The 26,317-nt window shown below is 60.4% G+C and carries 27 protein-coding genes and 1 pseudogene; 20 read left to right on the forward strand and 8 right to left on the reverse strand.

Going from position 1 to position 26,317, the window contains the following annotated elements; translation table 11 throughout:
* The first annotated feature begins 162 nt into the window (after positions 1–162).
* From ACLI1O_RS00335 to ACLI1O_RS00355, 5 genes and pseudogenes are all read left to right on the forward strand, one after another.
* A complete protein-coding gene (locus ACLI1O_RS00335; protein WP_023016447.1) occupies positions 163–738 on the forward strand; it encodes a CueP family metal-binding protein in 576 nt (191 codons plus the stop codon).
* A 71-nt stretch (positions 739–809) separates the two neighbouring features.
* Positions 810–2,291, forward strand: coding sequence for a multicopper oxidase domain-containing protein (locus ACLI1O_RS00340; protein ID WP_411706888.1), 1,482 nt, complete (start codon positions 810–812; stop codon positions 2,289–2,291).
* Positions 2,292–2,384: 93 nt separating this feature from the next.
* A pseudogene (locus ACLI1O_RS00345) lies at positions 2,385–2,742 on the forward strand (transposase).
* A complete protein-coding gene (locus tag ACLI1O_RS00350) occupies positions 2,723–3,100 on the forward strand; it encodes an IS3 family transposase (protein WP_239275729.1) in 378 nt (125 codons plus the stop codon). The pseudogene ACLI1O_RS00345 and the gene ACLI1O_RS00350 overlap by 20 nt, the downstream one beginning before the upstream one ends.
* Positions 3,012–3,644, forward strand: coding sequence for an IS3 family transposase (locus tag ACLI1O_RS00355; protein WP_239275731.1), 633 nt, complete (start codon positions 3,012–3,014; stop codon positions 3,642–3,644). Before ACLI1O_RS00350 ends, ACLI1O_RS00355 begins: the two co-directional genes overlap by 89 nt.
* 289 nt (positions 3,645–3,933) lie before the next feature.
* Here ACLI1O_RS00355 and ACLI1O_RS00360 read toward each other — a convergent pair whose 3' ends face one another.
* The gene (locus ACLI1O_RS00360; protein ID WP_239269688.1) at positions 3,934–4,515 is read right to left on the reverse strand and encodes an LURP-one-related/scramblase family protein; all 582 of its coding nucleotides are present in this window, start codon (positions 4,513–4,515) and stop codon (positions 3,934–3,936) included.
* 28 nt (positions 4,516–4,543) lie between these two features.
* On the reverse strand, positions 4,544–5,740 hold the full coding sequence (locus ACLI1O_RS00365) for an HNH endonuclease signature motif containing protein (protein ID WP_411706889.1): 1,197 nt from the start codon (positions 5,738–5,740) through the stop codon (positions 4,544–4,546).
* A 166-nt stretch (positions 5,741–5,906) separates the two neighbouring features.
* On the opposite strand from ACLI1O_RS00365, the gene ACLI1O_RS00370 reads away from it, so the two are divergent.
* The 3 genes from ACLI1O_RS00370 to ACLI1O_RS00380 are packed head-to-tail and all read left to right on the forward strand — an operon-like array spanning position 5,907 to position 7,361.
* A complete protein-coding gene (locus tag ACLI1O_RS00370) occupies positions 5,907–6,248 on the forward strand; it encodes a heme transporter (protein ID WP_239269686.1) in 342 nt (113 codons plus the stop codon).
* Positions 6,248–7,078 carry a hypothetical protein gene (locus ACLI1O_RS00375; RefSeq protein ID WP_239269685.1) on the forward strand — a complete coding sequence of 277 codons (831 nt, stop codon included), beginning with the start codon at positions 6,248–6,250 and terminating at the stop codon, positions 7,076–7,078. Before ACLI1O_RS00370 ends, ACLI1O_RS00375 begins: the two co-directional genes overlap by 1 nt.
* Positions 7,056–7,361, forward strand: a complete 306-nt coding sequence (locus ACLI1O_RS00380) for a CHY zinc finger protein (RefSeq protein ID WP_239269684.1) — start codon at positions 7,056–7,058, stop codon at positions 7,359–7,361. The genes ACLI1O_RS00375 and ACLI1O_RS00380 overlap by 23 nt, the downstream gene beginning before the upstream one ends.
* 16 nt (positions 7,362–7,377) lie before the next feature.
* Here the strand turns inward: ACLI1O_RS00380 and ACLI1O_RS00385 are convergent, their stop codons facing one another.
* Complete coding sequence (locus ACLI1O_RS00385; protein ID WP_239269683.1) at positions 7,378–8,685, reverse strand: M20/M25/M40 family metallo-hydrolase; 1,308 nt, start codon at positions 8,683–8,685, stop codon at positions 7,378–7,380.
* A gap of 77 nt (positions 8,686–8,762) precedes the next feature.
* On the opposite strand from ACLI1O_RS00385, the gene bioB reads away from it, so the two are divergent.
* From bioB to ACLI1O_RS00400, 3 genes are all read left to right on the forward strand, one after another.
* The gene (bioB, locus tag ACLI1O_RS00390) at positions 8,763–9,743 is read left to right on the forward strand and encodes a biotin synthase BioB (protein WP_005276160.1); all 981 of its coding nucleotides are present in this window, start codon (positions 8,763–8,765) and stop codon (positions 9,741–9,743) included.
* Complete coding sequence (locus tag ACLI1O_RS00395; protein ID WP_023024778.1) at positions 9,743–10,006, forward strand: hypothetical protein; 264 nt, start codon at positions 9,743–9,745, stop codon at positions 10,004–10,006. The genes bioB and ACLI1O_RS00395 overlap by 1 nt, the downstream gene beginning before the upstream one ends.
* A 183-nt stretch (positions 10,007–10,189) precedes the next feature.
* Complete coding sequence (locus ACLI1O_RS00400) at positions 10,190–11,113, forward strand: Sir2 family NAD-dependent protein deacetylase (protein ID WP_239275733.1); 924 nt, start codon at positions 10,190–10,192, stop codon at positions 11,111–11,113.
* Here ACLI1O_RS00400 and ACLI1O_RS00405 read toward each other — a convergent pair whose 3' ends face one another.
* Positions 11,114–12,127 (reverse strand): esterase/lipase family protein, encoded by a 1,014-nt coding sequence (locus ACLI1O_RS00405; RefSeq protein ID WP_239269681.1) that lies wholly within the window; start codon positions 12,125–12,127, stop codon positions 11,114–11,116.
* Between the two features lie 438 nt (positions 12,128–12,565).
* Here ACLI1O_RS00405 and amn point away from each other — a divergent pair, with 438 nt between their 5' ends.
* The 6 genes from amn (at position 12,566) to ACLI1O_RS00435 (ending at position 17,868) form a co-directional block, all read left to right on the forward strand.
* A complete protein-coding gene (gene amn / locus ACLI1O_RS00410; RefSeq protein ID WP_239269680.1) occupies positions 12,566–13,969 on the forward strand; it encodes an AMP nucleosidase in 1,404 nt (467 codons plus the stop codon).
* A gap of 72 nt (positions 13,970–14,041) precedes the next feature.
* The gene (locus ACLI1O_RS00415; RefSeq protein ID WP_005276176.1) at positions 14,042–14,554 is read left to right on the forward strand and encodes a phosphoribosyltransferase; all 513 of its coding nucleotides are present in this window, start codon (positions 14,042–14,044) and stop codon (positions 14,552–14,554) included.
* 21 nt (positions 14,555–14,575) lie between these two features.
* The gene (locus ACLI1O_RS00420; protein WP_239275735.1) at positions 14,576–16,057 is read left to right on the forward strand and encodes a SulP family inorganic anion transporter; all 1,482 of its coding nucleotides are present in this window, start codon (positions 14,576–14,578) and stop codon (positions 16,055–16,057) included.
* Between the two features lie 285 nt (positions 16,058–16,342).
* Positions 16,343–16,831, forward strand: coding sequence for a ferritin (locus tag ACLI1O_RS00425; RefSeq protein ID WP_023016464.1), 489 nt, complete (start codon positions 16,343–16,345; stop codon positions 16,829–16,831).
* Positions 16,832–16,905: 74 nt separating this feature from the next.
* On the forward strand, positions 16,906–17,259 hold the full coding sequence (locus ACLI1O_RS00430) for a hypothetical protein (RefSeq protein WP_239269678.1): 354 nt from the start codon (positions 16,906–16,908) through the stop codon (positions 17,257–17,259).
* A gap of 12 nt (positions 17,260–17,271) precedes the next feature.
* The gene (locus tag ACLI1O_RS00435; RefSeq protein WP_239269677.1) at positions 17,272–17,868 is read left to right on the forward strand and encodes an HAD-IA family hydrolase; all 597 of its coding nucleotides are present in this window, start codon (positions 17,272–17,274) and stop codon (positions 17,866–17,868) included.
* Here ACLI1O_RS00435 and ACLI1O_RS00440 read toward each other — a convergent pair.
* A complete protein-coding gene (locus ACLI1O_RS00440; protein ID WP_239269676.1) occupies positions 17,851–18,984 on the reverse strand; it encodes an ROK family transcriptional regulator in 1,134 nt (377 codons plus the stop codon). The two genes, ACLI1O_RS00435 and ACLI1O_RS00440, sit on opposite strands and share 18 nt — an antisense overlap.
* 108 nt (positions 18,985–19,092) lie before the next feature.
* On the opposite strand from ACLI1O_RS00440, the gene ACLI1O_RS00445 reads away from it, so the two are divergent.
* Both ACLI1O_RS00445 and ACLI1O_RS00450 read left to right on the forward strand, forming a co-directional pair.
* The gene (locus tag ACLI1O_RS00445; protein ID WP_239269675.1) at positions 19,093–19,662 is read left to right on the forward strand and encodes a TIGR00730 family Rossman fold protein; all 570 of its coding nucleotides are present in this window, start codon (positions 19,093–19,095) and stop codon (positions 19,660–19,662) included.
* Positions 19,663–19,733: 71 nt separating this feature from the next.
* On the forward strand, positions 19,734–21,404 hold the full coding sequence (locus ACLI1O_RS00450) for a DUF885 domain-containing protein (protein ID WP_239269674.1): 1,671 nt from the start codon (positions 19,734–19,736) through the stop codon (positions 21,402–21,404).
* Between the two features lie 9 nt (positions 21,405–21,413).
* Here ACLI1O_RS00450 and ACLI1O_RS00455 read toward each other — a convergent pair whose 3' ends face one another.
* Positions 21,414–22,520 carry an AbrB family transcriptional regulator gene (locus ACLI1O_RS00455; RefSeq protein ID WP_239269673.1) on the reverse strand — a complete coding sequence of 369 codons (1,107 nt, stop codon included), beginning with the start codon at positions 22,518–22,520 and terminating at the stop codon, positions 21,414–21,416.
* Positions 22,521–22,578: 58 nt separating this feature from the next.
* Between ACLI1O_RS00455 and ACLI1O_RS00460 the strand changes: the two genes are divergently transcribed.
* A complete protein-coding gene (locus tag ACLI1O_RS00460; protein WP_239269672.1) occupies positions 22,579–23,349 on the forward strand; it encodes a TSUP family transporter in 771 nt (256 codons plus the stop codon).
* Between the two features lies 1 nt (position 23,350).
* Here the strand turns inward: ACLI1O_RS00460 and ACLI1O_RS00465 are convergent, their stop codons facing one another.
* A complete protein-coding gene (locus tag ACLI1O_RS00465; RefSeq protein WP_411706890.1) occupies positions 23,351–25,621 on the reverse strand; it encodes an ATP-dependent RNA helicase in 2,271 nt (756 codons plus the stop codon).
* Positions 25,622–26,287 (reverse strand): sugar O-acetyltransferase, encoded by a 666-nt coding sequence (locus tag ACLI1O_RS00470; RefSeq protein WP_411706891.1) that lies wholly within the window; start codon positions 26,285–26,287, stop codon positions 25,622–25,624.
* Between the last annotated feature and the right edge of the window lie 30 nt (positions 26,288–26,317).

Genomic DNA, 26,317 nt, shown 5'->3' on the forward strand with positions numbered 1-26,317 from the left:
GGTGACCCAGCCCACCGAATCCACCCCCTTTTCGCCCTGTTATAAGGCTGTGAGCAGGGCTTTTGATTTCTAGTCCGTCAGGCACCCGTGCTAGATAAAGGTATGACATCGACCTTGAGGCGGTGTCTTCTCACGGTCTTACCACGATCCAAGGAGATTGACGTGAAACGAGCAGCGATCGCAGCCGCCGCCCTTGCCCTCGCCCTCACGGGGTGTTCGGCCGCCGACCCGGAACCCACCGCCGACGGGACGGTGTCCCGGGATACATTCCTGACTACCCATGGCCTGGCCGCCATGGACGCGGTGGAGATCATTGATCACCTCGACCGGCAGAAGGTCACTGAGCGTCCCACGGATCTGATCGCTTCAGTGCGTGCCGATGAACTGCTGCTCTCGAGCGATGACCAGGAAGTCGTGGTCGATCTTCCCGACAATCAGACGTATGTCTCGATCGCGCCCTATCTCACCTCCACCCACGACTGCTTCTACCACAGCCTCACGACCTGCCTGGGGGAACTCGACAATGAGGATATCCAGATCACGATCACCGATGAGGCGACCGGTGAGGTGCTGGTGGACGAGGCGACAACCACCTTCGACAACGGGTTTATTGGCTTCTGGCTTCCCGATGATGCCACCGGCCTGATTGAGGTCAGCTACCAGGGGCGTACCGGCACCGCGGAGTTTTCCACCGCCGACGATGGTGCCACCTGTGTCACAGACCTGCACCTGACGTGATGGCTCAGCAGGGTCCTCACCTGCGCCTGTCTCCCGTGTCACTGAAATCTAACACCAAGGAAGGTTAAATCATGATGAACGGATTTTCCCGACGACAGTTTCTGCTCGGCGGGCTCGTCCTCGCCGGCACCGGGGCCGTGGCCGCCTGCACCAGCGACCCTGGACCCGCTGCCTCGGCACCAGGTTCCTCTCTTCGCCCCACTCCCACCCCCACTGCGCGAGGTGAGCCGACGGTGCGCCGGACACTGACCGCCCGGCCCCTCTCTCTGGATATCGGCGGCATCGAAGCCAAGACGTGGGGGTACGTCTCTGACACCGGGGATGCGGCCATTGAGGCCACCGCCGGCGACGTCCTCCAGGTCGATATCACCAATGAACTTCCTGAGAGCACCTCCATCCACTGGCATGGTATCGCACTCCACAACGCAGCCGACGGTGTGCCCGGCATGACCCAGGACCCCATTGAACCTGGCGAGTCTTTCTCCTATGTTTTTGAAGTCCCCCACAGTGGCACCTACTTCTACCATTCCCACTCCGGCCTGCAGCTTGATCGCGGCCTCCACGCCCCACTGATCGTCCGTGACCCGCAAGACGCTGAGGACCAGGACGTCGAGTGGACCATCGTGCTCGACGACTGGGTCGATGGCATTCAGGGCACTCCCGACGATGAGCTCGACAAGCTCACCGGAATGGGTTCAGGCGACCATAACGGGAAGAAGGGAATGGGAGGTCACGGCCAGATGATGCACGGCACCCCGGACCGGGTACTGGGCGGGGATGCTGGCGATGTGATGTATCCGCACTACCTCATCAACGGACGTATCCCCCGTGCTCACCGGACCTTCGAGGCTCGCCCGGGCGACAAGGCCCGCCTGCGGTTTATCAACTCCGGCGGTGACACCATCTTCAAGGTGGCCCTCGGTGGTCACCGCATGACCGTCACCCACACCGACGGCTTCCCCGTCCAGCCTCGGGAGACCGAATCGATCTACCTGTCGATGGGCGAGCGTGTCGACGTCGAGGTCATCCTCGGCGACGGCATCTTCCCGCTCACGGCTTTGGCGGTGGGTAAGGACGACCGCGCCTTCGCCGTCATCCGCACCGCCGGCGGCCAGGCCCCCCACCCCGATGTCGACTTCCCCGAGTTGTCGTCCACCGGACTGCTTCTGTCCTCCCTGAAGCCAGCAGACCGTGCACTCCTGCCCGAGGACACACCAGACCGAGAAGTCAGTATCGACCTGGGCGGGCAGATGATGCCGTATGAATGGAGCATTCTCACCGACGGCCAATCCTCCTCCGCGACCGTGCAGGAGGGCCAGCGCCTGCGGATGGTCATGCGCAACAGAACCATGATGCCCCATCCCATGCACATCCACGGCCACACGTGGGCGCTGCCCGGCAGCGGCGGGCTACGCAAGGACACCGTCCTTCTCCGCCACGGTGAAACCATGATCGCCGACCTGATCGCTGACAACCCCGGTGAGTGGGCATTTCACTGCCATAACGCCTATCACCTGGAAACCGGGATGTTCAGCTCGCTTCGCTACGAGTAACCCCCACAGCAGGGTTGAGTGCCGAGGTGGGCGGGGGTGTCCCCCGAGTAGTGGACACGGCGTTGGTGTGAAGTGTCCCAGGTTTTGTTCCGTTTGAGTAGATGGGAAAATCTGGAACGTGCCGAGAAAATTTGACCAGGATGCAAAGGATCGTGTGGTCCGTCTCGTGGAAGATCGCATCGTGGCGGAAAATATGTCGATGCACCCCGCGTGCCAGGCAGTAGCTCCAAAGTTGGGGGTTTCATGGCACACGGCTCGTCAATGGACCCAGCAGGCCCGCCGTTCGGGAAACATCCCAGAACCTGTGTGTGAAGATTTGGCCGCCGAAAACGCGAGGCTGCGCCGTGAAAATCACCAGCTACGCGACACTAATGAGCTGCTGAAGGCTGCCTCAGCTTTTTCGCCTCATGACCAGGCCCCAAGCCTCGGTTATGATCCGGTTCATCGATGAATACCGGAATTATTTCTCTGTCGAGTTCATTTGTAAGACGTTGAAAAATAACCGGGCTGGTGGGTTTATCACCTCGCGTGGGTATCGCCAGTCCAAGGCCCGTGGGTTAAGTGCTCGTCGACTTCGCGATGCTGCGTTGGTTGAACGCATTAGTGCTGTTCATCGGGATAATGACGGTGTTTACGGCGTGCGGAAAATGTGGCATGCGCTTCACCGTGACGGAATCGATATCGGTCGTGAACAAACCGCTCGGCTGATGCGCCTGGCTGGTGTTTCTGGCACAGGCACAGGCGGATCACCAATCACAACGCGTACACCTCAACGTGCCGGATCTGCGCCCGGATTTGGTCGAGCGTGAATTTAAAGCCCGGGGCCCGAATAAGCTGTGGGTGGCCGACATTACCTACGTGCGCACGAAGAAAGGCTTTGTGTATGCCGCGTTTGTCACCGACGTTTACTCCCGACGGATCGTTGGGTGGGCGTTATCAGACTCGATGCGCACCGAAGCACTGCCGCTGCAAGCTCTCAACCAGGCAATCGTGTGTGCTGAGGAAACAACAGGTCTCATTCACCATTCGGATCACGGATCGCAGTATGTCAGCGTGGTCTACAACCAGCGACTTGCCCAACACGGGATCACTGCTTCCACCGGAAGTGTGGTGACTTATATGACAATGCACTGGCTGAAAACGTTAACGGCCCCTCATAAGAACGAACTCATCCATACTCGCAGGTGGAATGATGTTATCGAGGTAGAAATTGCGACGTTCGAGTGGGTGTCATGGTGGAACGAGGTAAGGCTCCACCAAAGCTTGGGATACCGAACCCCAGCCGAGGTGGAAACCGAGTTTTGGAAGCAGAACCCGCCACAGGCAATAATAGAAATCAAGGCAAATGCCTAGGAACAAAACTCGGGGCACTTCATTCCTTGGCGGAGTATGCAATGCCATTCAGGTGGCCGCACTGCGAATCATCGTGGTGGGAACCGTACCTGATGGGGTGAAGCCCAAAGCCCTTTCTACGATGGGATCGATAAATAGCTCTGCGATGCTTATCGGATACATTATCGGGGCGCCTATCGTAAGTGCCATCGGCCCGGCAGCGGCACTTGCCGTATCCGGAATTGGAACCTCGGTGCTTACAGTAGGGCCAGTCCTGAAACACCGTTTGCAATGATTTCCATGCGCGCACCTAGTTGCTGTTTTTCTTTTTCTTCGTGCGCAGCATGTCCATGCTCATTACGGCGCCGATGATGGCGGCGTGCTGTTGCTCGTTGAGGCCTGGCGCGATCCGCAGGAGATACGTGTTTTTACCCATGAAGTAGTTGCCCATGCCGGTCCATTTATTGGAGACATCGGCAAGCTGGCGATCCTGGGAGGTGATGGTGAGGTTCCAATCCCAGAAATCGCCGTGCACTTCGACGTCGGCAAAGCCCCCCATTGTTAATTCCATCTTGGTTTTGAACATGGAGAAGCGCTTGGTGATAACGGCCATGGGCTGTTCAATTCCCGGTAGGTGTACCTCGTAGGTATCCCGCAAAAAATTCGGCGGATCCGAGATCGTCATGACTGTTTGTTGGGGGTTGCCTTCGGCATCCGTGAGTGCGACCTCCAAGCTACGGGAGGGTTTAAACACCATCTCCTTAAGGCTGGTGGATTGCACGATGGTGCCCACTGGGGTCCCGTTGACATCAGAAATCATGAATCGATCCTTGAGGAGGGACTTGGTCTGGGAAATGATCAGCTCGTCGAGCGTGAATAATTTTTGCATCATGCCAACCAATGTATGGCAGTGGGCGTTTTTAATCCTCCTTCCTTGGGATGGTTTTTTCTTTTTCCTGTGCTTCGTGGGCCTCTTCGTAGGCCCGTGCGCGGTGGGCGGTCATGGTTTGTGCAAAAGTCTGCACCCAATTCTTATTCTTTTCCGCCAGCGGGCCGGAGGGCTCGGTGACGGTCCAGGTGCCGTCCTCGAAGAACCAAATAATGTCCCGGGTGTGCGGATCCATGACGTAAAAGGCCCGGCCATCGGTCTTTATGTTGTGGTGGTGTTGGCACAGGCACGCAAGGTTTGCGGGAGTCGTCGGCCCGCCATCCGCGTGGTTGATGCGGTGATCCTTCTGGCACACCGTGGCAGGGCGGTTGCAGCCAGGGTAGCGGCAGGTGCCGTCGAATCCTTCGAGGTAGGCTGCCATATCCGGCGGGGTGACATATCCCTTTACCTCTTTATCCGGGTTCAGTTCCCGGATCTTGGAGTAGGGCAGGGCGTTGGAGCGCGCCGGGTCGAGCCACCCAACGGATTCAATGAATGCGGGGGAGTTGGGGACATCGGTTGCCTTGTAGGCATTCAGGATGACCTGGGGTGCTTCGGTATTGCCGGTGAGGAGGGAAATGGCGGCATCGGCAAGCGAGCAATCCAGCTTGAGCGCAGTCTCCTTGATGCACTTATCTACGCACGCCATCACCGAGGGATCCGCGCTCAGCGTCATTGCTGCGGTATTGTTTCCCCAATTCTCCATGGTGTAGCGCGGCTGGGTCGGCCCCTTCTTGACCGCAAGGGTGTCATCTTCGAGGTTGATGAGCTCGTTGATCTTCCTTTTAATCTGCGCTTGCGTCCGCATGGCCTGGTTGGCGCGGGTGGGGGTGAGGTAGGCGGTGAGCTGCTCATCGATGCGCGCGACTACCTCCGGGGCCGGGTTGCCCAGGCGGTTAAGGGATTTATTGATGGCAATGAGGCGGTCTAAATCTAAGTGGTAAAGCTGGTGCTGCAGCTCTTTCAGCTGCGGGAGCTCTTCTAGGCGATACAGGGCCATCAGAATATGGCCGATTCGCCCCTGATTAACTCCGGTGGTGCGGTAAAGGGATTGGGTGACTAATTCGAAATCAGAATCGAGATCGGGGATCTGTTCAGTCCAGAACTCGTATTCAGATTTTCGCATCTCAAAAGCTAAGCGTGTAGTGGGGTCTTTGGTGTTGGTCGTGGAAAAGTATGGATCTTCCATGGCGCTTAAAACCTAAATTTGTGTTGTGAACGTGTGTACGAAAAACACTATAGAACACCCGCCGGACATTCGCCTGTTTTAACGCGTTTTCGCAGGTAGGAATGCATATTCTTCCGTCAGGATAACCGGCTCAAAAAACAAAATTATGTGCTAGCTTGAGGAGGGTATGAGCCAGGAGCAGGAAACGCAGGAAGAACCCGGCCGCGCGTGGTGGCAGTGGTGGGCGCCTTTGGCGATGATCGCTAACTTCCTGGTGCTCCCGCCGGCGATTTACCAGGCGGTTTCCGGAACGACGCTGCTCGGCATCATGGGTGGGCTTACCGTGCTTATTGCTCTTATCGATGCCGCCACATTCCGCTACTCATGGACCATCTTCTGGGTTGCGGGCATCGCCTATTTCGCGGCCATGGAGATGTACTTCAACGAGGGGACATGGATTTACCTGCCGGTAGTGGTCCTTTTGGCGTTGGGTGCTAGCAAATTGGGCGCCAAGTTGAGGAAGCGCTGATGGAAATCTGGCGGTTGGACCACCCTGAGGCTGGCCTGCTCGAGGTTGAGCGCGGCTACGATGCCGAGTTCGCTGAGCAGGGCGAATGGCCCAAGGAGCCGAAGGAATTTACGCCGGTGCTTGGCGATGCCCCCTTTATCCACCGCATCCAGCTCTGGCGCAAGAATCCTGCACCCCGCATGCAGATCGTGGTCAATGGCGAGGTTCGCAGCCGGCACGACAAGCCGCGTGGCGGCCGTTATTCATTGCAGAAGAATCTGGAAAACGATCTCTCATTCAGTGAGAATAGTGCGCCGCTGACTAAGCCTTATGTAGATATCCAAGCCACGCCCTTCGGGGAGATACAGGATGTCTACTACCGCGATGGGGAGGAGGCCGTGGCCTTTGATCCGCCGCCGGGCTCCTTGGGTGAAAAGCGGCGCCGGGCAATGGAAGAAAGCCCCTTCAAGCGCGTGCTGTATCCACTGCTCGGTGGGCTGGGGAAGTCCGGGTGGGCCATCGCGATGATTGTTTTGGCTCCTATTATTAGCCGCATCCTCTCGCGCTTGCTGCCGGATTGGGAGCTGCCAGATGTAGATTTCCCAGAGATTTACCTTCCGCTGCCAAATTTGCCGAACCTGCCGGAGCCACCGCAGATTACCTTGCCCGCGCCGCAGTTTGCGGTGCACTTTGTACCTCCGGAATGGGTGGTTTTCCTTATGGATTACAGCAGGGTGTGGATGCCTATAGTTATTGCCATTGCCTTTGGGGTGATGGCGGTGCGCAATGCAAAGAAGTCGGAGGCGAAGAAGAAGGAGTGGCAGAACCATGAAGATTCGCGGCGCGATTGATGCGGAGGGCCGGTGCAAGCATTGGCATTCCCCGCTCGACGTGGTGGCCAATAAGTGCGCGACCTGCGGCGAGTACTTCGCGTGCGCGCTGTGCCATGCGGAGCTGACGGATCATGAGTTTGGGCCCATGCTTGTCGATGCCCCCGCTGCCCTCTGCGGTTCCTGTGGCCTCGAGATGGATTACCGGCTGTATTCCTCTGTCGAGGCATGCCCGAAGTGTGGGCATATGTTTAATCCCGGCTGCAGTGCGCATGCCGGGATCTATTTTCAGGTCACCGCGTAAAAGCGAGGGGAGAGTGCTACTGGTTCAGACCCAAAAAGCGGTTGACCAAGCTGTGGTAGGCGCGCACGGTGAGATCTAGGTCCTCGAGGTAGAGGTGCTCATCGTGGCTGTGTAATTGCGAGTTGGCGCTGGCCATATCGCGGCCCTCGGCGTGCATCGCAAAGCCATAGGCATTGCCGCCCTTGCGGCGGGCGAAGCGGAGGTCGGAACCACCGGTGGCGTGGACGGGGACGACGTCTTTATTGGGGAAGAACTCTTTGGCGGTGGCCTCAATGGTGCGCCAGAGCTCGGTATCGGTGGAGGACTGGGTGGCGTTTTCGGTAATGAGGTGTTCGATTTCTACCTCATCGGCAAGATCGCCCAGTGCGCTGCGGAGGAAATCGTCCAAGTCTTCCTGGGTTTGCCCAGGGAAGGGGCGGATATCCATCTCAAGGTAGGCGTGGGAAGGCAGCACATTGATGGCCCCGCCGGCACGCAGGACGGTCTCGGCGATGGTGGTGTGGCTAAAGGCGTGGGCGTAGGCATCGAGGTTGCCGAACTTGGTGTAGTCACCGGTGCCATCGATAAGCTCTTTTTCGGTCTCAGGATCGAACTTGAAGGTGCGGACGAAGCCCTCCCAGATCTCGTTGGAGGCTGTGGGTGGCTCGGCCTCGGCGATGCGGCGGGCGACCTCGCCAATCTTTACGATGGCAAAGTCCTTGCCGTAGGGCGTCGAGCCGTGTCCGGCATCGCCAGTGACGTGGAGGCGGCGCTGGCCAGCGCCCTTTTCTCCCACGTTGAAGCCCACCGCGCCGGGCAGGTGGCTACCGCCGGTCTCGGAGAGGCAGTTCTTCCAGGAGAAGGCATCGGGGTGGTTTTCTGCCATCCACCGCACGCCCAGGCCACCGCGGGCCTCTTCATCGGCCATGCCCACGAAGGCAAGCGTTCCGCCGGGGTTGCCGGCGCGCGCTACCTCGCGGGTGACGGCGGCCATGGTGGCGGTAATAAAGAGCATATCTACGGAACCGCGGCCGTATAGCTTGCCGTCTTCAATGAGTGCCTCGAAGGGCGGCTTGGTCCACTTGGGTTCGTCGACGGGCACGACATCGGTATGCCCCATAAGAGTGAGTGGTTCCTTGGCGGGATCGCCGGGGACGGTCACCACGATGGAGACGCGGCCCGGGTGGGATTCAAAGCGCTCGATGGAGACGTCTTCGCCGGCAAAAAAGTTCTCTAGCGTATCGGCATTGCGCACCTCAAAGCCGGAATCCGGGGTGAGGTCGTTCACGCAAGCATTGCGGATGAGTTCTTGGAGGAGTTCGAGGGTGTCATTGTAAAGCGTCATGCCCCTTAGGGTAATCCCGCGAAAAAAATTTTGTGATTTTGGCCAAAGTTGAACGGCGTTCAAGTATGGTTCACTGCATGAGCATCATCGACATCGCCCGTGAGAAAGCTCTGGAGCAAGGCAAAGGCCTTAACCAGGAAGAACTACTACAAGTACTGCAGGTTCCAGATTCCCAGCTGGAAGAAATTGCTGATATCGCCCACCAGACCCGCCTGAAGTGGTGCGGCCCGGACGTATCGGTGGAAGGCATTATCTCCATCAAGACTGGTGGTTGCCCAGAAGATTGCCACTTCTGCTCCCAGTCCGGCCTCTTCGAGTCCCCAGTGCGCGCAGTGCGCCTGAACATCCCTGAGCTGGTGGAGGCGGCGCAGAAGACCGCCAAGACCGGCGCTACCGAGTTCTGCATCGTCGCTGCGGTGAAGTCCCCGGATGACCGCCTGCTGGACCAGGTGGGCGAGGCCATCGCCGCCATTAATGATGCCGTTGACATCGAGATTTCCTGCTCCCTGGGCACCCTGACCCGCGAGCAGGCACAGCGCCTGAAGGACATGGGCGCACAGCGCTACAACCACAACCTGGAGACCTCCCGCTCCTACTTCCCCAACGTGGTCACCACCCACACCTGGGAAGAGCGCAAGAAGACCCTGGACTACGTGCGCGAGGTAGGCATGGAAGTCTGCTGTGGCGGCATCATCGGCATGGGCGAGTCCCTGGAGCAGCGCGCCGAGTTCGCAGCCCAGCTGGCAGAGATCGATCCGTGCGAGGTTCCGATGAACTTCCTCGACCCTCGCCCGGGCACCCCATTCGCTGATCGCCCGCTGGTTCCGCTGGGTGAGGGCCTGCGCGCCGTTGCTGCATTCCGCTTGGCGATGCCCTCCACCACCCTCCGCTTCGCTGGCGGCCGCGAGCTTTCGCTTGGCGATGACGGCACCGAGCGCGGTCTGCTCGGCGGCATCAACGCCATCATTGCCGGCAATTACTTGACCACCCTGGGTCAGGAAATCGAAAAGGATGTGGACATGCTGGGCCGCATCGATCTCCCGATCAAGGCTCTGTAGTGTCCGAGCCGAACTCTGAGTTGGCAACCGCCGTCCTGGCCGGGGACGAGCCAATTTTCCACCCCAATACCGGCAAGCCGATCGAAGAGGTCTTCACGCTGCACCCTGCTGCAGCTGCCGGCCTCGACGTGCCGCGCTACTGCCAGATCTGCGGCCGCCGCATGGTGGCCCAGGTGCGCCCCGATGGCTGGCATACCAAGTGCTCGCGCCACGGGGAGCTAGATTCTGAGTGGTTATACGTAGAGCAGCTACCAGAGAGCTAGCACTACCAAGATAAGGAGCCGCTGCCGCAAGGCAGGCGGCTCCTTTTCCTATTAAAAAATACCCGTGAGCTGGGGATAGGTAAATCTACTTGCGAAATTTTGTGCGCTCTACTTTAGAGATTTGGTACGTCCTACTTGCGAAATTTGGTAAAAACTCGCAATCGCTTGATTAGATTGGTGGGTATGGATCCCGCCGTAGCCCACGCACATCAGTCTGCGCTGCGATCGATTGCGCGCGTCGTGGAGGAGACAGCTCCGCATACGGAGGCGGGGCAGGCTTTGGGGGACATCGCCAAGCAGCTGCGAGAAGGGCCGGTGATGGTACTGACCGGGGCGGGGGTATCGACGGAATCGGGGGTGCCGGATTATCGCGGACCGCGGGGCTCGCTGAGCAGGCACCGGCCGATGACGTATCAGGAATTTCGCCACGACCCGGCCGCTAGCCATAGGTATTGGGCGCGCAGTTTCGTGGGCTGGCGCGTGATGGATTCCGCGGCACCCAATCGCACGCATTATGCGCTCGTGGAGTTGGAGCGCGCCGGGCTGGTCAATGGTGTGGTGACCCAGAACGTGGATGGTCTGCATAAACGGGCGGGTACGGACAGGCTGGTCACGCTGCACGGCGATATGGAAACCGTGGTCTGCCTGTTGTGTGGTCACTATGAGGATCGCGGGCACTTCGATGCGCGATTGGCTGCCGCGAACCCGGGCTACCTGGAGCGCCTAGTGGTGGAAAGGGACCAAGTTAACCCGGATGGTGACGTGACGCTGGATGAGAAAGACGTCGCGGCGTTTCGAATGGCTGGCTGCGAGCGTTGCGGATCGGAGTTGCTCAAGCCTGACGTGGTGTATTTTGGCGAGCCCGTGCCAGCCACGCGGCGGGATGCGGCCTTTGCGCTCTTGAACGAGGCTAATTCGCTGCTGGTGGCCGGTTCTTCGCTGGCGGTGATGAGTGGATATCGCTTTGTGCTTGAGGCAAAGAAGCAGGGCAAGCGCGTGGCCGTTATTAACGGTGGGCCTGGCCGCGGGGACAAGAAGGTGGATACGCTGTGGCGCACGCAGGTGGGCCCGGCCTTTGATGCCCTGCTCGATGAGCTGGAGATTTAATTATCGCGGCGTGTGCTCGACCATCCTGAGCAGCGTGCGCACGATGGCGTGCACGCGCTTATCCATGGGCATATCTTCGTGCATGACCACGGCGTGGCGGTCAAAATCTTGGATATAGATATTGCGCACCGCACCTTCGGGCGCGCCCTCGGGGTCGAGGAAGCAGGTCTCGGGCGGGACGACGACGGCATCGGAACGCGTGGCGATGCAGGTGTAGCTCACGCCGGATTCGAGGTCGCCGTCGCGGTTGACATCGCGAAGCACCTCGCTGCCTACCACCTGGTCCATGCCGGCGGGGCCAAACCAGCCATCGATAATGGAGCGGATCACCGCCTCTTGGCGTTGGGTGCGAATGAGGCGACTGGCGATGCCCCCGTGGGTCGTCCCATGATTAGGCGCGCTGATGCTCATGAGGTGGATGACCTTTTCGGCGCCGCCGTCCATGCGCATCCAGTACCGCGCGAGCAGTCCGCCCTGGGAGTGGCCTACTAAGATGACCTTTTCTGCCCCGGTGACGGCGAGCACGGTATCGATATACGCGCCAAGCTGCTGGGATGATTCCGGGATGGTCTGCGTGGCGCGGTGACCGTAGTCAGGGGCAAAGACCGCCCAACCGTCTTGGCGCAAGATATTGCCCATAATCTGCCAGACGCCCTTGGTATCGCAGGTGCCGTGGACCAGGATGACCGGCCAGGGGCGCTCGTCGCTCGGGCGGGCGCCCCAATCGTCTTCGAAAACGCCGCGCGGCTTCGTGCGTGCGCCGAGAGGGAGCGTCCTAGCGGCATCGGCGTCGAGGGCGGAATCGCCGGGACTGGACTTATCCTTTTCGGCCTTGAGGCGGTCAACGATCTCATCGGCAACGTCATCCTGCAAAGCACTGGCCGCGGCCGGGGAGGCGATGCCAAGGCGAGGCGAATCTTTTTCTTCGGGTGTATCTTCCTCGTTCACGCGCCCGAACTTGAGGAGTTGTTCAGAAATAATGCTTTTCAACTCTGCAAGAGATTCGACAGCCATGCCTTCCAATCATACGCGTTAATGCAGGTAAATGGCCTCTTTGGAAAAGTTGAAGAAATTTATGGGCAAGCCCTTGACCTCACGCCACAATCTTTGTAAACTTAGGCTTGCCTAATCACGGGCGGTGCTTACGGCGTAGGGCGCTCCACTCCTTGCCGCTAAGTGCCAGAGATTAGTCATGGGGAGAGGGCCCGCCGATGCGCAGTCGGCGGGCCTTCGTTTATGCCTCGGGAGGGTTAGTCGTCGAAGCAGGCGGCGGGTGCTTCATCCTCATGCGGGGGAATGGGAAGATCAACGGGAAATTCACGGGTGGCGGCAAAAAGCTCCACCCCAATATTAGTGGCAGGCATAGAGCTAACGATACCAAGTGGGCGTTTAGGATTCAGGGTAGAAAAGACTCCGCTGCCGTGCTGCTCGGTCCCCGCTAAACTCGCCGGTATGACCGATCTGCAGCATGTCCACTCCGTAGATGAAGCGGTGACTCGCTTAATTGAACATTATGAAACCTCGTGTGTGTTGGGGCGCGAGGCCCTTGCCTCCGGCACCCTCGATGATTATCGCCACGTGGTCTATCCCAAGGTGACAGTGGAGATTCGTAAATGGCAGCCGATTGACCGCTCCGAGCCCTTTGGCTATGTGGACGAGGCTGGCAAGTATTCTGCGGTCGTCTCCAAGCCGCACATCATCCGGGAGTACTTGCACGAGCAGCTGACGCGGCTGACTAATAACTATCCGTGCGATATCTTCGTCGGCCAATCGGATGAGCGCATCCCGCCGGAATACATCAAGGATGCCCCGGCGGCGCCGCAGGAGCGCGGTCCCATCCCGCGCCCGACCTTGGATGAGGTCAACGATGCGATTATTGATGGCGAGTGGGACGCCTTTCACGGCGGGGAAAAGCCGCTCTTTCACTTCGGGGCGCAGCGTTTCGATATTGCCTGTGCGCGCATTGAGCACTACACCGGCATCGAGGTCGATACGGTGCAGAAATACATCCTGTTTACCAATTACGCGATGCACACCACGGAATTCGTGAAATTTGGCCTGCGCGAGCTGACCAAGGAAGATTCGCGATATACGGCGCTCGTATTGCCCAATGGGGAGACCATTCACCCCAATGATGCGGTGGACCTCGACCTGGATGGGCTGACGCTGACCTCGCGCTTTCAGATGCCCCGGTTCGATCTCATTACCGCAGGTGGCGATGGAATCACGATGATCAATATCGGGGTGGGGCCTTCGAATGCGAAGACCATTACAGACTGCTTGGCCGTGCTGCGGCCGGAGGCCTGGATCATGATTGGTCACTGCGCCGGCATGGATGGGCGCATGCGCATCGGTGACCTGATCTTGGGCAATGCCTACGAGCGCCACGACCACATTTTGGACCGGCAGGTGGTTTCTTCCACGCCAATTCCGGCTATTCCAGAGGTTCAGCGCATGCTGGAGGCGGCCGTGGATGAGGTCTACGGCAGCGATAATTCGCTCATGCGCACCGGCACGGTGCTATCGACCGATGACCGCGATTGGGAGTGGCGCACCAGCCGGGATCTGTGGGAGTGGTTGCGCACTTCTACCGCGGTGGCGGTGGACATGGAATCGTGCGCCTTGGCGGCAAATGGGTACCGCTACCGCGTGCCCTATGGCACGCTGCTATCCGTATCGGATCTGCCACTGCACGCCGTGCCGAAGCTGCCGGCGCAGGCCCAGGCGTTTTATTCCAACTCCAAGGAAGCCCACGTCATGTGCGCGGTGCGCGCGGTGGAACAGTTGGCAGAAAACCCGGAGCGCCTGCGCACGCGCAAGCTGCGGCGCACGTTGGGAGAGGTTCCTTTCCGGTAGCTGCTTTCCCTTGGTAGGTATCGCTAGTTAAACTACAAAGAAAGCCCATGACGCAAAAGGAGCCGCGCAATCGTGACTGAGAATTGGATCCACCCGGACCGGGAGAACCTCACCTGGGAAGTCTTCGGCGAAGCGAGCCGGAATCTTTCGGAGCAAATCGTGGAATCCGGTTGGTTTCCTGACTTGATCGTGGGTGTTGCCCGCGGCGGACTGATCCCAGCCGGTGCCATTGGTTATGCCATCGGGGTCAAGGCCATGGGCGCTATCAACGTGGAGTTCTACACCGATATTGGCCAGACCTTGGATGAGCCGATCATCTTGTCCCCGCAGTTGGATACGGATTCCCTTAAGGGTAAGAAGGTGCTCGTCGTTGATGACGTGGCCGATTCCGGCAAGACCCTGGATCTAGTGGTGAACTTTTTGGAAGAAACCGCCGATGAGGTGCGTTCCGCTGTGGTCTATACCAAGCCGAAGACCATCTTTGAGCCGGATTATTCGTGGAAGAAGACGGATAAGTGGATCAACTTTGCCTGGTCGGTGCTGCCGGTGATCACGGCGGATGGCTCCTTTCAGGAAGGCTCGTAGTAGCTACTAATATGTGCAGGCGTGATTAACGAGCAGCCTGCACCCACCGGCGTCATCGCCAGTTTCCGCTTTGCATTTTCCTCACCTGCGCGTTTGCGCAAGGAGGTCCTTGGCGGACTGGCGGTGGCGCTTGCTTTGATCCCGGAAGTTTTAAGCTTTTCCATTCTCGCCGGCCTCGACCCGCGGGTGGGGCTGTATTCTTCGGTGATTATGGCGATGGCCATCGCCTTTACCGGCGGGCGGCCCGCCATGATTTCCGCGGCGGCGGGCGCGGTAGCCCTGGTGGTGGCCCCGCTCGCGCACGAATATGGGCATGATTACGTGGTGGCGGCGGTGCTTGCGGCCGGTATCATCCAGGTGCTGTTGGCGTGGGTGGGCATCGCCAAGCTCATGCGCTTTATCCCGCGTTCGGTGATGACCGGATTCGTCAATGCGCTGGGAATTATGATGTTTACCGCGCAGCTGCCGCACCTTATCGATGTCCCCTGGATGGTCTACGTGCTGGTGGCTATAGGCCTAGCCATCATGATCGTTTTGCCGCGGTTTACCCAGGTAATTCCGGCGCCGCTAGTGACCATCGTGGTGGTAAGCCTCATCGCCGTCGCGGCGGGGTGGAAGGTGCCGGATGTGGCGGACCAGGGCGAGCTGCCCACGACGCTGCCGGGCCTTTTCATTCCGGATATTCCGTGGAACCTGGAGACCCTGCAGGTAATTGCGCCCTACGCCTTTGGGATGGCGCTGGTGGGCCTGATGGAATCGCTGCTAACGGCAAAGCTTGTCGATGACATCACGGATACCCATTCCGATAAGACCCGCGAGTCCTTTGGCCAGGGCATTGGCAATATATTGGCCGCAGCCATTGGCGGTATGGGCGTGTGCGCGATGATTGGCCAGACGATGATCGGCGTCAAGGTATCCCAGGCGCGCACGCGCTTGTCGACGTTCCTCGCCGGCGCCTTCCTCCTCGTGCTGTGCCTGCTTTTTGGCGAGGCCGTAGGCCGCATTCCGATGGCCGCGCTGGTCGCGGTGATGATCCTCGTGGCGGCGACGACGGTGAATTGGCATTCCATCCGCCCGCGCACGCTGAAGTTGATGCCGCTTTCTGAAATCCTCGTCATGCTGCTGACGGTCGCGGGCACGCTGGCTACGCATAACCTCGCGGTGGGTGTGGTATTAGGCGTGGTGGCGGCATCGGTTGGCTTTGCCCGCCGGGTGGCACACCTCGTGGAGGTTGAGTTGGTAGATGGATATACCTACGTGGTGCATGGCCAGCTCTTCTTCGCCTCCTCGAATGATTTGGTCTACGCCTTCGATTACACGCTCGATACGGACTTCGTGGTGGTGGACCTTTCCGATGCCGAGGTCTGGGATGCCTCGACGGTGGCGACGCTGGATGCGGTGCAGAAAAAGTACGCGGATCGCGGCATTGAGGTGGAGTTTCGGGGCCTCGATGGGGCGAGCGCGCAGCGCCTAGAACGCCTGAGTGGGCAACTGGGTGATTAATATCACATTGCAAATCTGATATGCGGGGGCGTACTGGCTGTAGGGGGTCGGATGGAGTGGGCTAGCGCGGCGAGGTTGGCCGTTTAGGGCGATGACCTCGAACTATTAGGCGATATTAACTTCGGGCCGTGGAGCAGCTTTGTCTTAACTAACTTAGGTGATCCAATCTGAAAAATGCCCCTGAGGTGCGGGTTTGATTAAGCATGCCTTGCTAGACGGGAGATTTTATTTGGGTATTGTAGTGCCTACAACCAATTAATTGATTCCTACAGAAAGGATTTAGCAATGGATGAGAAGCTGCAAACCCTGCTAAACAATCAGGTCATTAACGAGCACGGCGCCGCTATGGTCTACACCCAGCTGGCCTACGAGATGGACAACCTGTCCTTCCCGGGCATGCGCGATTGGTTCATGGCTCAGGCTGGCGAAGAGCGCGTTCACGCACAGAAGCTTGCGGATCACCTCTTGGCACGCGGCTACCGCGTAGAGCTCAACGATATCCCGGTTGGCTCCATCAAGGCTGCCACCCCGCTGGATGCGTTCGAGGCTTCCTTGGCACACGAGCAGAAGGTCTCCGAGCAGATCCGCGAGATCGCCCGCGTTGCCCTTGACATCCAGGACCTGGACTCCCGTCAGCTCATTGACTGGTTCTTGGCTGAGCAGATCGAGGAAGAGGACACCGTTTCTGAGATCATCGACCAGATCAAGCTGGTGGGCAACGATGGCGCTGGCCTGCTGCGCATCGATTCCCGTTTGGCTAACCGCAACTCCTAAGTTGTGAATAACAAACACATCAAGATTTAAATCAATCCTCCCATGGCACTGCGCTGCTGTGGGAGGATTGACGTATGTCTGGACACCTCAAAACAACCCTCTCCGCCACCCTGGCGGTATTGGCATTAAGCCTCATCATTGGGGCTGCGGTCATCTCAAGCCACGTCACCCTCGGCATCTTTTTGACCACCGCAGCGCTTATGCTGAGCCCGTTTGCGGGGGTGGTGATGCTGGCGTGTGGGGTCATCGGTAAGCGCGGGCTGGTCAACCGCTCCCTATATTCCCTGAGTGGAATGCTGATTTTGGCTTCGCTGGCCGTGCTCATCGTTTTGCCGATGGCGCAGGCGACGCTGGCGCTGGTGATTTTTATCGCCGGCACCGCGGTAGGGATTGTGGCCGTGCAGACCCAAGCTACTAGGCGCGCATAAACTGGACGCATTATGCCGAAGTTGCTGTTTGATCTATACGGCGTGCTGCTGCGCCCCGCCACGCCGGAAGCGCACGCTGAACTAGAGCGCTTCCTCGAGCCTGCGAACCCGGAGGCCTTCTGGGAGGCCTATAACTATTTCCGGCCGGATTACGATGCCGGAATTTTTAGTGATAGTCACTACTGGAATGAGATAGCCGCCCGCGCGGGAATGGGGCCCATTGACTGCGCTGGGGCCGTGGCCTGCGAGAACCAGTACCTGCTTGAGGCGGACCCAGAGGTGGTAGCGCTGGTCAGAGGGCTCATCGGGGAGGGCTTTAGCGTGGGGATTTTATCCAATATCCCCACGACCTTGGCGAAACAGGTGCGCGCGCAGCACCCGTGGTTGGCAGAGTGCGCGGCGGTAACGTTGAGCTGCGATATCGGGGTGGCCAAGCCGCACCCAGAGGCCTACCGAGTGGCGGTAGACGCGCTAGCGGCGCAGCCCAAGGACACGCATTTTTTCGATGACCGCATCGACTACATCGAGGGCGCCACTTATTGCGGGTTGCAAGCCCACCTGTTTACCGGGATCGACTCCGCGCGCGAGGTTTTACGCGGTCTGGAGTGAGCGGCCCAGCTCCAATGGTTCGCGCAATAGCTGATCGGTAGCCACGGTACGGGCGACGGCGCGCACGATTTCTTTGTGGCTTGGGATCATGCGCAGTTCCAGTTCATCCGAGGTGGAATCGCGGACGGTGGAGGCAAAAAGCTGGGGCGCGCGGGAATCGCCGGTAAAGGCCCCGCCGGCAATGACCACGGTTTTCGGCGAGTATTCGCGGACCATCTCCGCCGTAATCTGGCCCAGCTGGCGGGCGCGCTCATCCAAAATGGCGCGCACGGCTGAATTGGATTCGGCGATGGTCGCGACCTCGGGCAGGGTGTTGACCTCGATGCCGTGCCGGCGCACGGCCTCCAGGATGGACTGGGTGGCCAAGAGGTGTTCGGAAGCGCCGTGCCCCAGTAGGTCAGAGCGGGTTTGTGGCAGTGGGATGATGGAATTTACCTCGTCATCGGCGGATAGCGCCGATCCTAAAGAATCATCCGCGAAGAGCAGGAGCACGCGCTCGTTCGTACCAATCTCGGCGGCCTGCGTCTCCGAGCCCAAAATGGCGGAAATGGCGGAGGTAACCACCACGGGAACGCTAAATTGGAAGCGCAAGCGCTCCGCGATATCCACGCCGTGCCATCCCAGATTATCCGCCGTGACCAGGCCCTCTTCGTCCACAGTGCCCGAGGTGGTAATCCCCAAGGCCACGAGGCGGCGATCCAGGCCCGTCATCATGCGGTTGATGCCGGCCATGATGTGTTCAAGAAAGTCTTCCTCCGTCAGGCGGGCGACAGGAGTGGCAATCTCTTCCTCCGAAATGGTGCGGCCCTTGATGTCATAGAGGCCGATATAGGTCTCGGAGGTGCCGACGGCGATGCCGCCGAGCACCCAGTTATTATCCGCGGCCTCGAGGGGGACCGTAGGGCGGCCTCGGCCCTGGGATTGGGTGAGGTCGGTGCGCTCTTGGATGAGTCCTGCGTTGAGGAGCGCGGTGGTAGCGCGGGTAATGGTGGGCTGGGAGAGTCCGGTGGCTTCTACCAGCTCACTACGGGTAATGATCGGGTTCAGGCGCACCAGGTGAAGGCACTTAGCAGCCGGTGTACGGGGGCGGGTGAACACGGGGCCAGGTTTGATCATGAAAGAAAGTATATGTGTCACAGACTGCTTTGTCTAATCTATTCATAGGTGTATGTACCGAATGGTCTAAAGGTGGAGGTAGGCCAAAAATTCCCTATGCTGGGGCGCATGAGATCAGTAGCGGTTTATTGCGGCTCTGCCGTGGGCAATTCGCCCGCCTATAGCGCAGCGGCACAACACTTGGGCGGCGAGCTTGCCCGTCGCGGGCTGAACTTGGTCTATGGCGGCGGAAATATCGGCCTCATGCGCGAGGTGGCCAATTCCTGCCTGCAGGCTGGCGGCACCGTCACTGGCGTCATGCCGCAATCCTTGGTGGATTTAGAGATTTCCCATCCAGGTTTGACCCGCCTCGAGGTAGTGGATTCTATGGCCGAGCGGAAAACCCGGATGGAGCAGCTGGCGGACGCCTTTATCTGTTTGCCCGGCGGCGTGGGCACGTTGGAGGAAGTAACAGAGGTACTGACCCAACAACAGCTGGGCAGCATTCGCGGGCCCGTTGGCTTGGTTGACGTGGAGGGCTTTTGGCAGCCCTTTTATGACATGTATGCCGCCATGGCCGAGGCGGGCTTCATCCTGCCCCGCTTTGTAAAAGCGCTGTTCATAGAGGAAAATCCCGCGGCCGTGCTGGATGGTTTTGCCCAGTGGCACTACCCAGGCACGAAGTGGAACAACGATTAGCTAACAAGTTTGCAACATTTGGGTGGGGCTGGGTGGCCTATCAACAAGATAAAGGGTTAGACTTCCCTCTTATGAGTTCTGAGCAGACCGCTAAGCGCCAGCCCTCTCTACTGGACGCTTCGTGCGATAACTTCGTTCACGACCTAGCCGAACTATCCCCAACAGATGCAACCGCGTGGGGCATTGACGGTTTTGAAGGCGAATTGCAGGATTTTTCCCCCGATTATTTTGAGGCTGTCGCTGATCGCACCCGCGATATGGTTGCGGATCTGGATGCCTTGGATGACACCACCGATGAATCCGATGATGAGGATGACTTTGATGACGTGGATTATGTCACCGCCGCCGTCTTGCGGGATCGTCTCTGCTTAGATCTGGATTTGCACCACCACGGCGAGGATATTCGCAGCCTTAATAATATTGCCTCGCCCGTGCAGACCATCCGGGATTCCCTGCTGCTTATGCCGCAGGAGACCCAGGAGGACCGCGAGGCCATTCGCTCCCGTCTGTCCAAGGTCAAGGGCTCCCTCGATGGCTACCGCGAGTCCCTGAAGGAAGCGGCCTCCCACGGCATGGTGGCACCGCACCGCCAGATCTCTGAGGTCATTGTGCAGTGCGAGCGGCTTGCCGATGCCGATTCCATGCTCGAGGGCCTCGGCCTCGCCCCCGACTCCGCCGAGGTGAAGAATGCCAAGGAGGCCTTTGGCGAGTTCTCGGATTGGCTGTCTAATGATCTGCAGCCGCAGTCCTCTAATAAGGACGCGGTGGGCCGCGAGCGCTACGAGCGCTTTTCCAAGCTTTTCGTTGGCGATTCCGTGGACTTGGACGAGGCCTATGAATGGGGCCTTGACCAGGTGCGCTACCTGCGCGGGGAACAGGAAAAGATCGCGCACGAGCTTTATGGCCCGGAGTGCTCGGTGCGCTCTGCCATGCGCAAGCTGAACCACGAGGAGCGCTATACCCTGCGCGGTACTGATGCCTTGGTGGAGTGGATACAGAGCAAGGCCGATGCGGTCATCGCCGAGCTCAACGGCAAGGAATTCGACATTCCGGAAGAAGTCGAAGAGATCGAGTGCCGCATCGACCCAGCGGGTACCGGTGGCATCTTCTACACCCCGCCGAGCGATGACTTCTCGCGCCCGGGCCGCATGTGGTGGTCCGTGCCGGAGGGCCAAGACACCTTCCACACCTGGCAGGAGCTGACCACCGTGCACCATGAGGGCGTACCGGGCCACCACCTGCAGCTGGGTTCTGCCCTGGTACAAGAGGATCTGAACCTGTGGCGCCGCGCGGTGACCTGGAACTCCGGCCACGGCGAGGGCTGGGCCCTATACGCCGAGCAGCTCATGGCCGAGCTGGGTTACATGGACGATCCTGGCGTGCGGATGGGGCTGCTCGATGCCCAGCGCCTGCGCGCGGCCCGCGTCGTGGTGGACATCGGATTGCACCTGGGCAAGAAGCTACCGGACTGCACCGTATCCGGCGCGTGGGATAAGGCCCACGTGAAGACCTACATGCGCGAAAACACCGCCATGGATGATGCGAACCTCAACTTTGAGGTCAACCGCTACCTGGGTTGGCCGGGCCAGGCCCCGTCCTATGCCTTGGGCCAGCGCCTGTGGCAAGAAACCCGCGCCGCCGCCGAGGAGCAGGACATGAGCGCCCGCGAATTCCACTCCGAGGCCTTGGCTCTTGGCTCGGTGCCCATGTCGGTGCTGCGCGAGGCCGTGCTAAATAACTAAACGCGCCGGCTAGCGCCTTTTAGCAAACTTGCCGACGGCCCTAATGAGCTGCGGCAGGTACCCCGCAATGACCAGCACCGCGATGAGGCGGGTAAGCTGCACCGCGATAACCACGGGGCCAGCCCCGCCTTCCGCGGAGAGCGCGAGCACGGTCTCTAGCGCGCCGGGGCTAGTAGCTAGGTAGGCCTCGAAGTAGCTGATATTGAGCCAGTGCATCAGCGGCCACGCCGTGGCCGCACACAGGCCGAGGACCGCGGCGATAAAAAGAATCGTCGCGGGAAGCTGCTTAGCAAAGGCCTTGAGCGATGGGAGAGACAGCCCGCCGCCGCAGACCCAACCGATGGATAAAAAGGCGATGACCTTAAAGGCATAGATCGGCTCTAACGTATGGCCCTCCGGCAGGAAGAACGAGGCCAGCACCGTCAAGATCAGCGGGCCGAGGACCGCAGCGGCGGGCAGGTGCAGGAATTTGCCAAGGCTTTCGCCGACCAGCGCGATAACGAGCACTAGTGCGATGATCCACCAGGTGGTTTCCGCCTCCAGCCTTAAGTCACCGCCCCTTCCTGCAGGCGTATCGAGGAAGGTCACGACGGCGGGAAGGGATACGGAAACGATCAATAACCGCAGGTATTGGGTGAGCGCGACGTAGCGGTAGTCGGCACCGAGTTCATCGGCAAGCGCGGGCATGAGCGAGGCACCCCCGGGGAGCATGGACAGGATGCCGGTTTCGGAGGAGACGTCCCGTGGCTGCTGGCGGTGCAGCATGACGCCGCAGAAGATGCCCAGCGCGATGGTGACAAAGGACATGGTTATGGCCGCCGGCAGGTATCCCACCAATTGGCCAAAGGAGACCACCGTTAGCGGCAGCGCGGCCATGATGCCGATGAATCCGCGCGATAGACCATAAAATTTGCGGTTGACCTTGAGGTCTTCGCCGGTGATAAGGGCCATGGCTCCAGAGGCGATGATCGCGGCCAAAATCCACGCGGCCGGCACGTGCCACATGCTAAAAAGCCAGCCCAAGAGGATGGAGACGGGGACGACGATGCCCCACCGCAGGATGGTGTGGGTGTCTACGCTTATTCCCCAGTGCCGTTTAGCCACGTATTCTCCCATCTTCTGCTCGTCCTCGATCGAGTCTAGACCTCCCCGCCGCGGGGTTTATGATCTCCTCATGGATATCGACGTGGCGCAGTGGGCGGTGCTCCTTATGGGAGCGGCGGGGGCAGGCTGGATCGACGCGGTCATTGGCGGGGGAGGCCTCGTGCTTATTCCGCTATTGCTTGCCGTCGTGCCGGGGCTGGCACCGGCAACGGCGCTGGCCACCAACAAGCTCGCGGCGGTATCGGGCACGGCATCGGCGGCCGTGACCTTGGCGCGCAGGGTGGGCCCGCCGGCAGGAGAGCTCGTTCGCTACGCCCTCATCGCCCTCGTGTGCGCCGGGCTGGGCGCGAGTGTGGCGGCGAATCTAAATAGCGACATCATGCGCCCGCTCATTATCGTGCTGTTAGTGGTGGTGGGCGTCTTCGTGACCTTTAAGCCGAGCTTCGGCACCACCGAGTCACCCGGCATCCGCGGCGGATGGCGCACCTGGGCGGGGCTTGTGGCGGTCGCGGCCATCTCCTTTTATGACGGCATCTTTGGCCCGGGAACCGGCATGTTCCTGATCATGGCCTTTACCTTTATCTTCTCCCAGAACTTCTTAAAATCCGCGGCGATGGCCAAGGTGGTCAATACCGCCACGAACCTTGGCGCGCTGGTGACCTTTATCCTTGGCGGCCACGTGTGGTGGACCCTTGGTATCGCGTTGGCCGCCGCCAATATCCTCGGCGCCCAGGTGGGCGCGCGGACGGTGCTCAGCGGCGGGACGAAGTTTATCCGCTATGCCCTGCTTACCTTGGTAGTGGTCATGAGCTGCTATTTATCCTGGCAGCAGTGGGGTTAGGCTACATCCGGTTCTTGGTCCGCGCGGTGGCGATGGCATTCCACGGATCCTCGGGCCACGGGTGCTTGGGGTAGCGTCCGCGCATATCGGCGCGCACCCCGGCGTAGGGGCCGGACCAGAAGCTAGCAAGATCATCGGTGACCGCCAGCGGGCGGCCGGCGGGGGAGAGCAAGTGAAATTGCACGCGGTTGCCGCAGTACTCCGGAGATTCGGCCAGGCCGAAGCACTCCTGCAACTTGATGTGGACCACGGGGCGCTCGCCCGACCAGTCGATTTTGGCATCGCGGCCGGAGGGCACTGGGAGGCGCTGAGGTGCGAGCTCGTCTAAGCGGGTGGCTTCGGGCCAGGGGAGCAGGCGCTGCAGGGCGGGGTACATGTCTATCTTGGCGGTGGGGGTTCCCGCGGCAATCTGGTGCAGCTCGGGCCCGAGCCACTCGGCGGGATCGGCGGTATCGACATCCGGCCACGGATCGCCGTAGTGCGCGTGCAGGTGGCGGAGCCTATCTTTTAAGCTCTGGGCCTTCTCGCTGAAGGTAAATAAGCCCAGGCCCTCTTCGCGGATGCCGGCGGCTAGGGCTTGCGCAGCGGCATCGCCAGTGACCTTGACCGGGGTTTCGGACAACACAATCGCCCCGGCCGCCCGGACCTTGACCCCGCGCACGCGGCCCCCACGCAGGAAGGCGCGAGTTTCTTCGGTCACGCCGATGGCATCCAGCGCGGCGGATTCTGCGATGCGCGCGGCGGTGCGGATGATGGGGTTTCCGGCATTGGAGAGGGTGACCTCCGCGATGGCGAGCCACGGCGAGCCTGCCAGCCCGGAGTTATCCAGCAGCCGGGCGCGAGTGCCGCTGGCCAGCAGATAGTCTTCACCCACGCGCTTGGCCACCTGCTCGGGATAGGCGGTGGCGACGACCTCGCCGGGGTCTGCGGGGCCGAGATCCTCCACCAGGCGGGACAGGCGCTTGACTTCCTTCTGCGGTGCGGGGCGGCGGGTGAGATCGGTGGTATTGGTGGGGGCATCGGCAAGCGCGGCGATGGTGGGCGCCGCCTGGCTGCCGTGCCGGATAAGGGCCGCGCCGAGGCGGGGATCGGTGGGCAGGAGGGCGAGCTTCTGCGTCGCGCCAATGCGCTCGAGGGTGGCGCGCGCGGCCGCAAGGGCCTGGGCGGGCGGCGGATCGAGCAGCGGGAAATCCGGGCCCGCGCCCCAACAATCCAAAAACAGCGCAGCCTGCGTGAGATCCGCGGACAGGATCTCCGGAGTGGTGTGCGGGGAAAAGTGTTGGTAATCGTCCTGGGAATAGCAACGAATGACCGTACCTGGCGCCTCACGCCCGGCACGGCCCGCGCGCTGGTCCGCGCTCGACTTCGACGTGGAGACCGTTACCAAACCGGACATACCGCGCTGCGCATCGCGCCGGGGAACGCGGGCCAGCCCCGCATCTACCACCACGCGCACGCCAGGCACCGTCAGCGAAGACTCTGCGATGGATGTCGCCACCACAATGCGCTGCTCATCGGTATAAAGCGCGGCATCCTGCTCCGCGGTGGTCTGCTTGCCGTGCAGCGGGAAAACATTATGGCCCTGCAGCTCCTCGCACACCAGGTTGACCTCGCGCACGCCGGGCACGAAGACCAGCGTGGATTCGTGTTGGCGGGCCGCTTGCTTGGCGATGCCCCCGTAAAACTCCCGCGATCCCGCCGCGCGCCCCGGCTGCGGCGCGTACTGGATATCCAGGGGATAGGTCACCGCCTCGGTGGTGTGGACGGGCGCGCCCATGAGCTGGGAAAAGCGCTGTGCGTCTACCGTGGCGGACATGGCGATGACGCGGAAGTCCTCGCGCAGCTCGGCCAGTTCTAGGCACATGCCGAGCACCAGATCCGTATCCAGCTGGCGCTCGTGGACCTCATCGATGGCTACGGCGGCCACGCCCTCGAGCTCCGGATCCTTTAGCAGGCGGCGCAGCAGCACGCCCGGGGTGACGAATTCGACCTCGCTTCCCGTGCGGGATTCGCCGCGGATGGCGAAACCGACCTTCTCCGGGGTGCCGCTGAGGGTGCTCAAGCGCTGGGCGGCCGCGCGCACGGCCACGCGGCGCGGGGCGGTGACGATGACCTTGCCGCGCCCTGCGGAATGATTGGCTAGTGCTGGTGGCACGAGCGTGGTTTTACCCGTGCCGGGCGGTGCCTGAATGACGACGTTTCCGGTGCGAGGCAGCGAATCGATGGTCTCGGCTACGGGCAGCCCCGCGCCGATGCTGGCGAGATCGAACATTTAGTTGGCGGCCCCAAAACCTTCCACGGGGCCGTCCAAATCCTTGCGCTCCCACGAATCCTCATCGCCGTCCAGCGTGCGCACCACGCGGCCGGGCGTGCCCAGGACCAGCGAATTATCCGGGATATCCTTGGTCACCAGCGTGCCGGCACCAATAACGCAGTTTTCACCAATGGTAACCCCCGGCATGACGGTGGCATTGGCCCCAAACCACGTATTGCGCCCCACGGTGATGGGGTGGGCGATTTCCCACCCGCCCTCGCGCATCGCGTGATCGTTAACGGGGTGGCCCACCGTAATAAACGAGCAATTGTGCCCAATCAGCACGCGGTCCCCGAATGTGACCTTGGCCTGGGCCAATATGCTGCTGCCAAAGTTGATGAAGACGCCTTCCCCACAGACGATATTGCAACCGTATTCCATATTCAGCGGCGCGTGCGCCCCCGGCACGTGTGATTCCTCCGGCAAGATCTCCCGCAAGATTGCCTGCGCCTGCTCCTTATCGGTGTTGTGCAGATCGTTGAACTGCCCAATCAACCCAAAGGTGCGCTGGTGCTCCTTATCGATGTCCCCCATGCCCGGCAGATGCCACTGCCCACCGGTCATTCGCTCCCAAGTGCCGTAGCGTTGCAGGTCGTGCAGCTTCTGTTCATCCATGGTGGCCATTGTAGAGGGCGCGTGGCCTAACCGATTAGC

The organism is Corynebacterium sp. LaCa78 (assembly GCF_046717505.1).
Taxonomy (GTDB): domain Bacteria; phylum Actinomycetota; class Actinomycetes; order Mycobacteriales; family Mycobacteriaceae; genus Corynebacterium.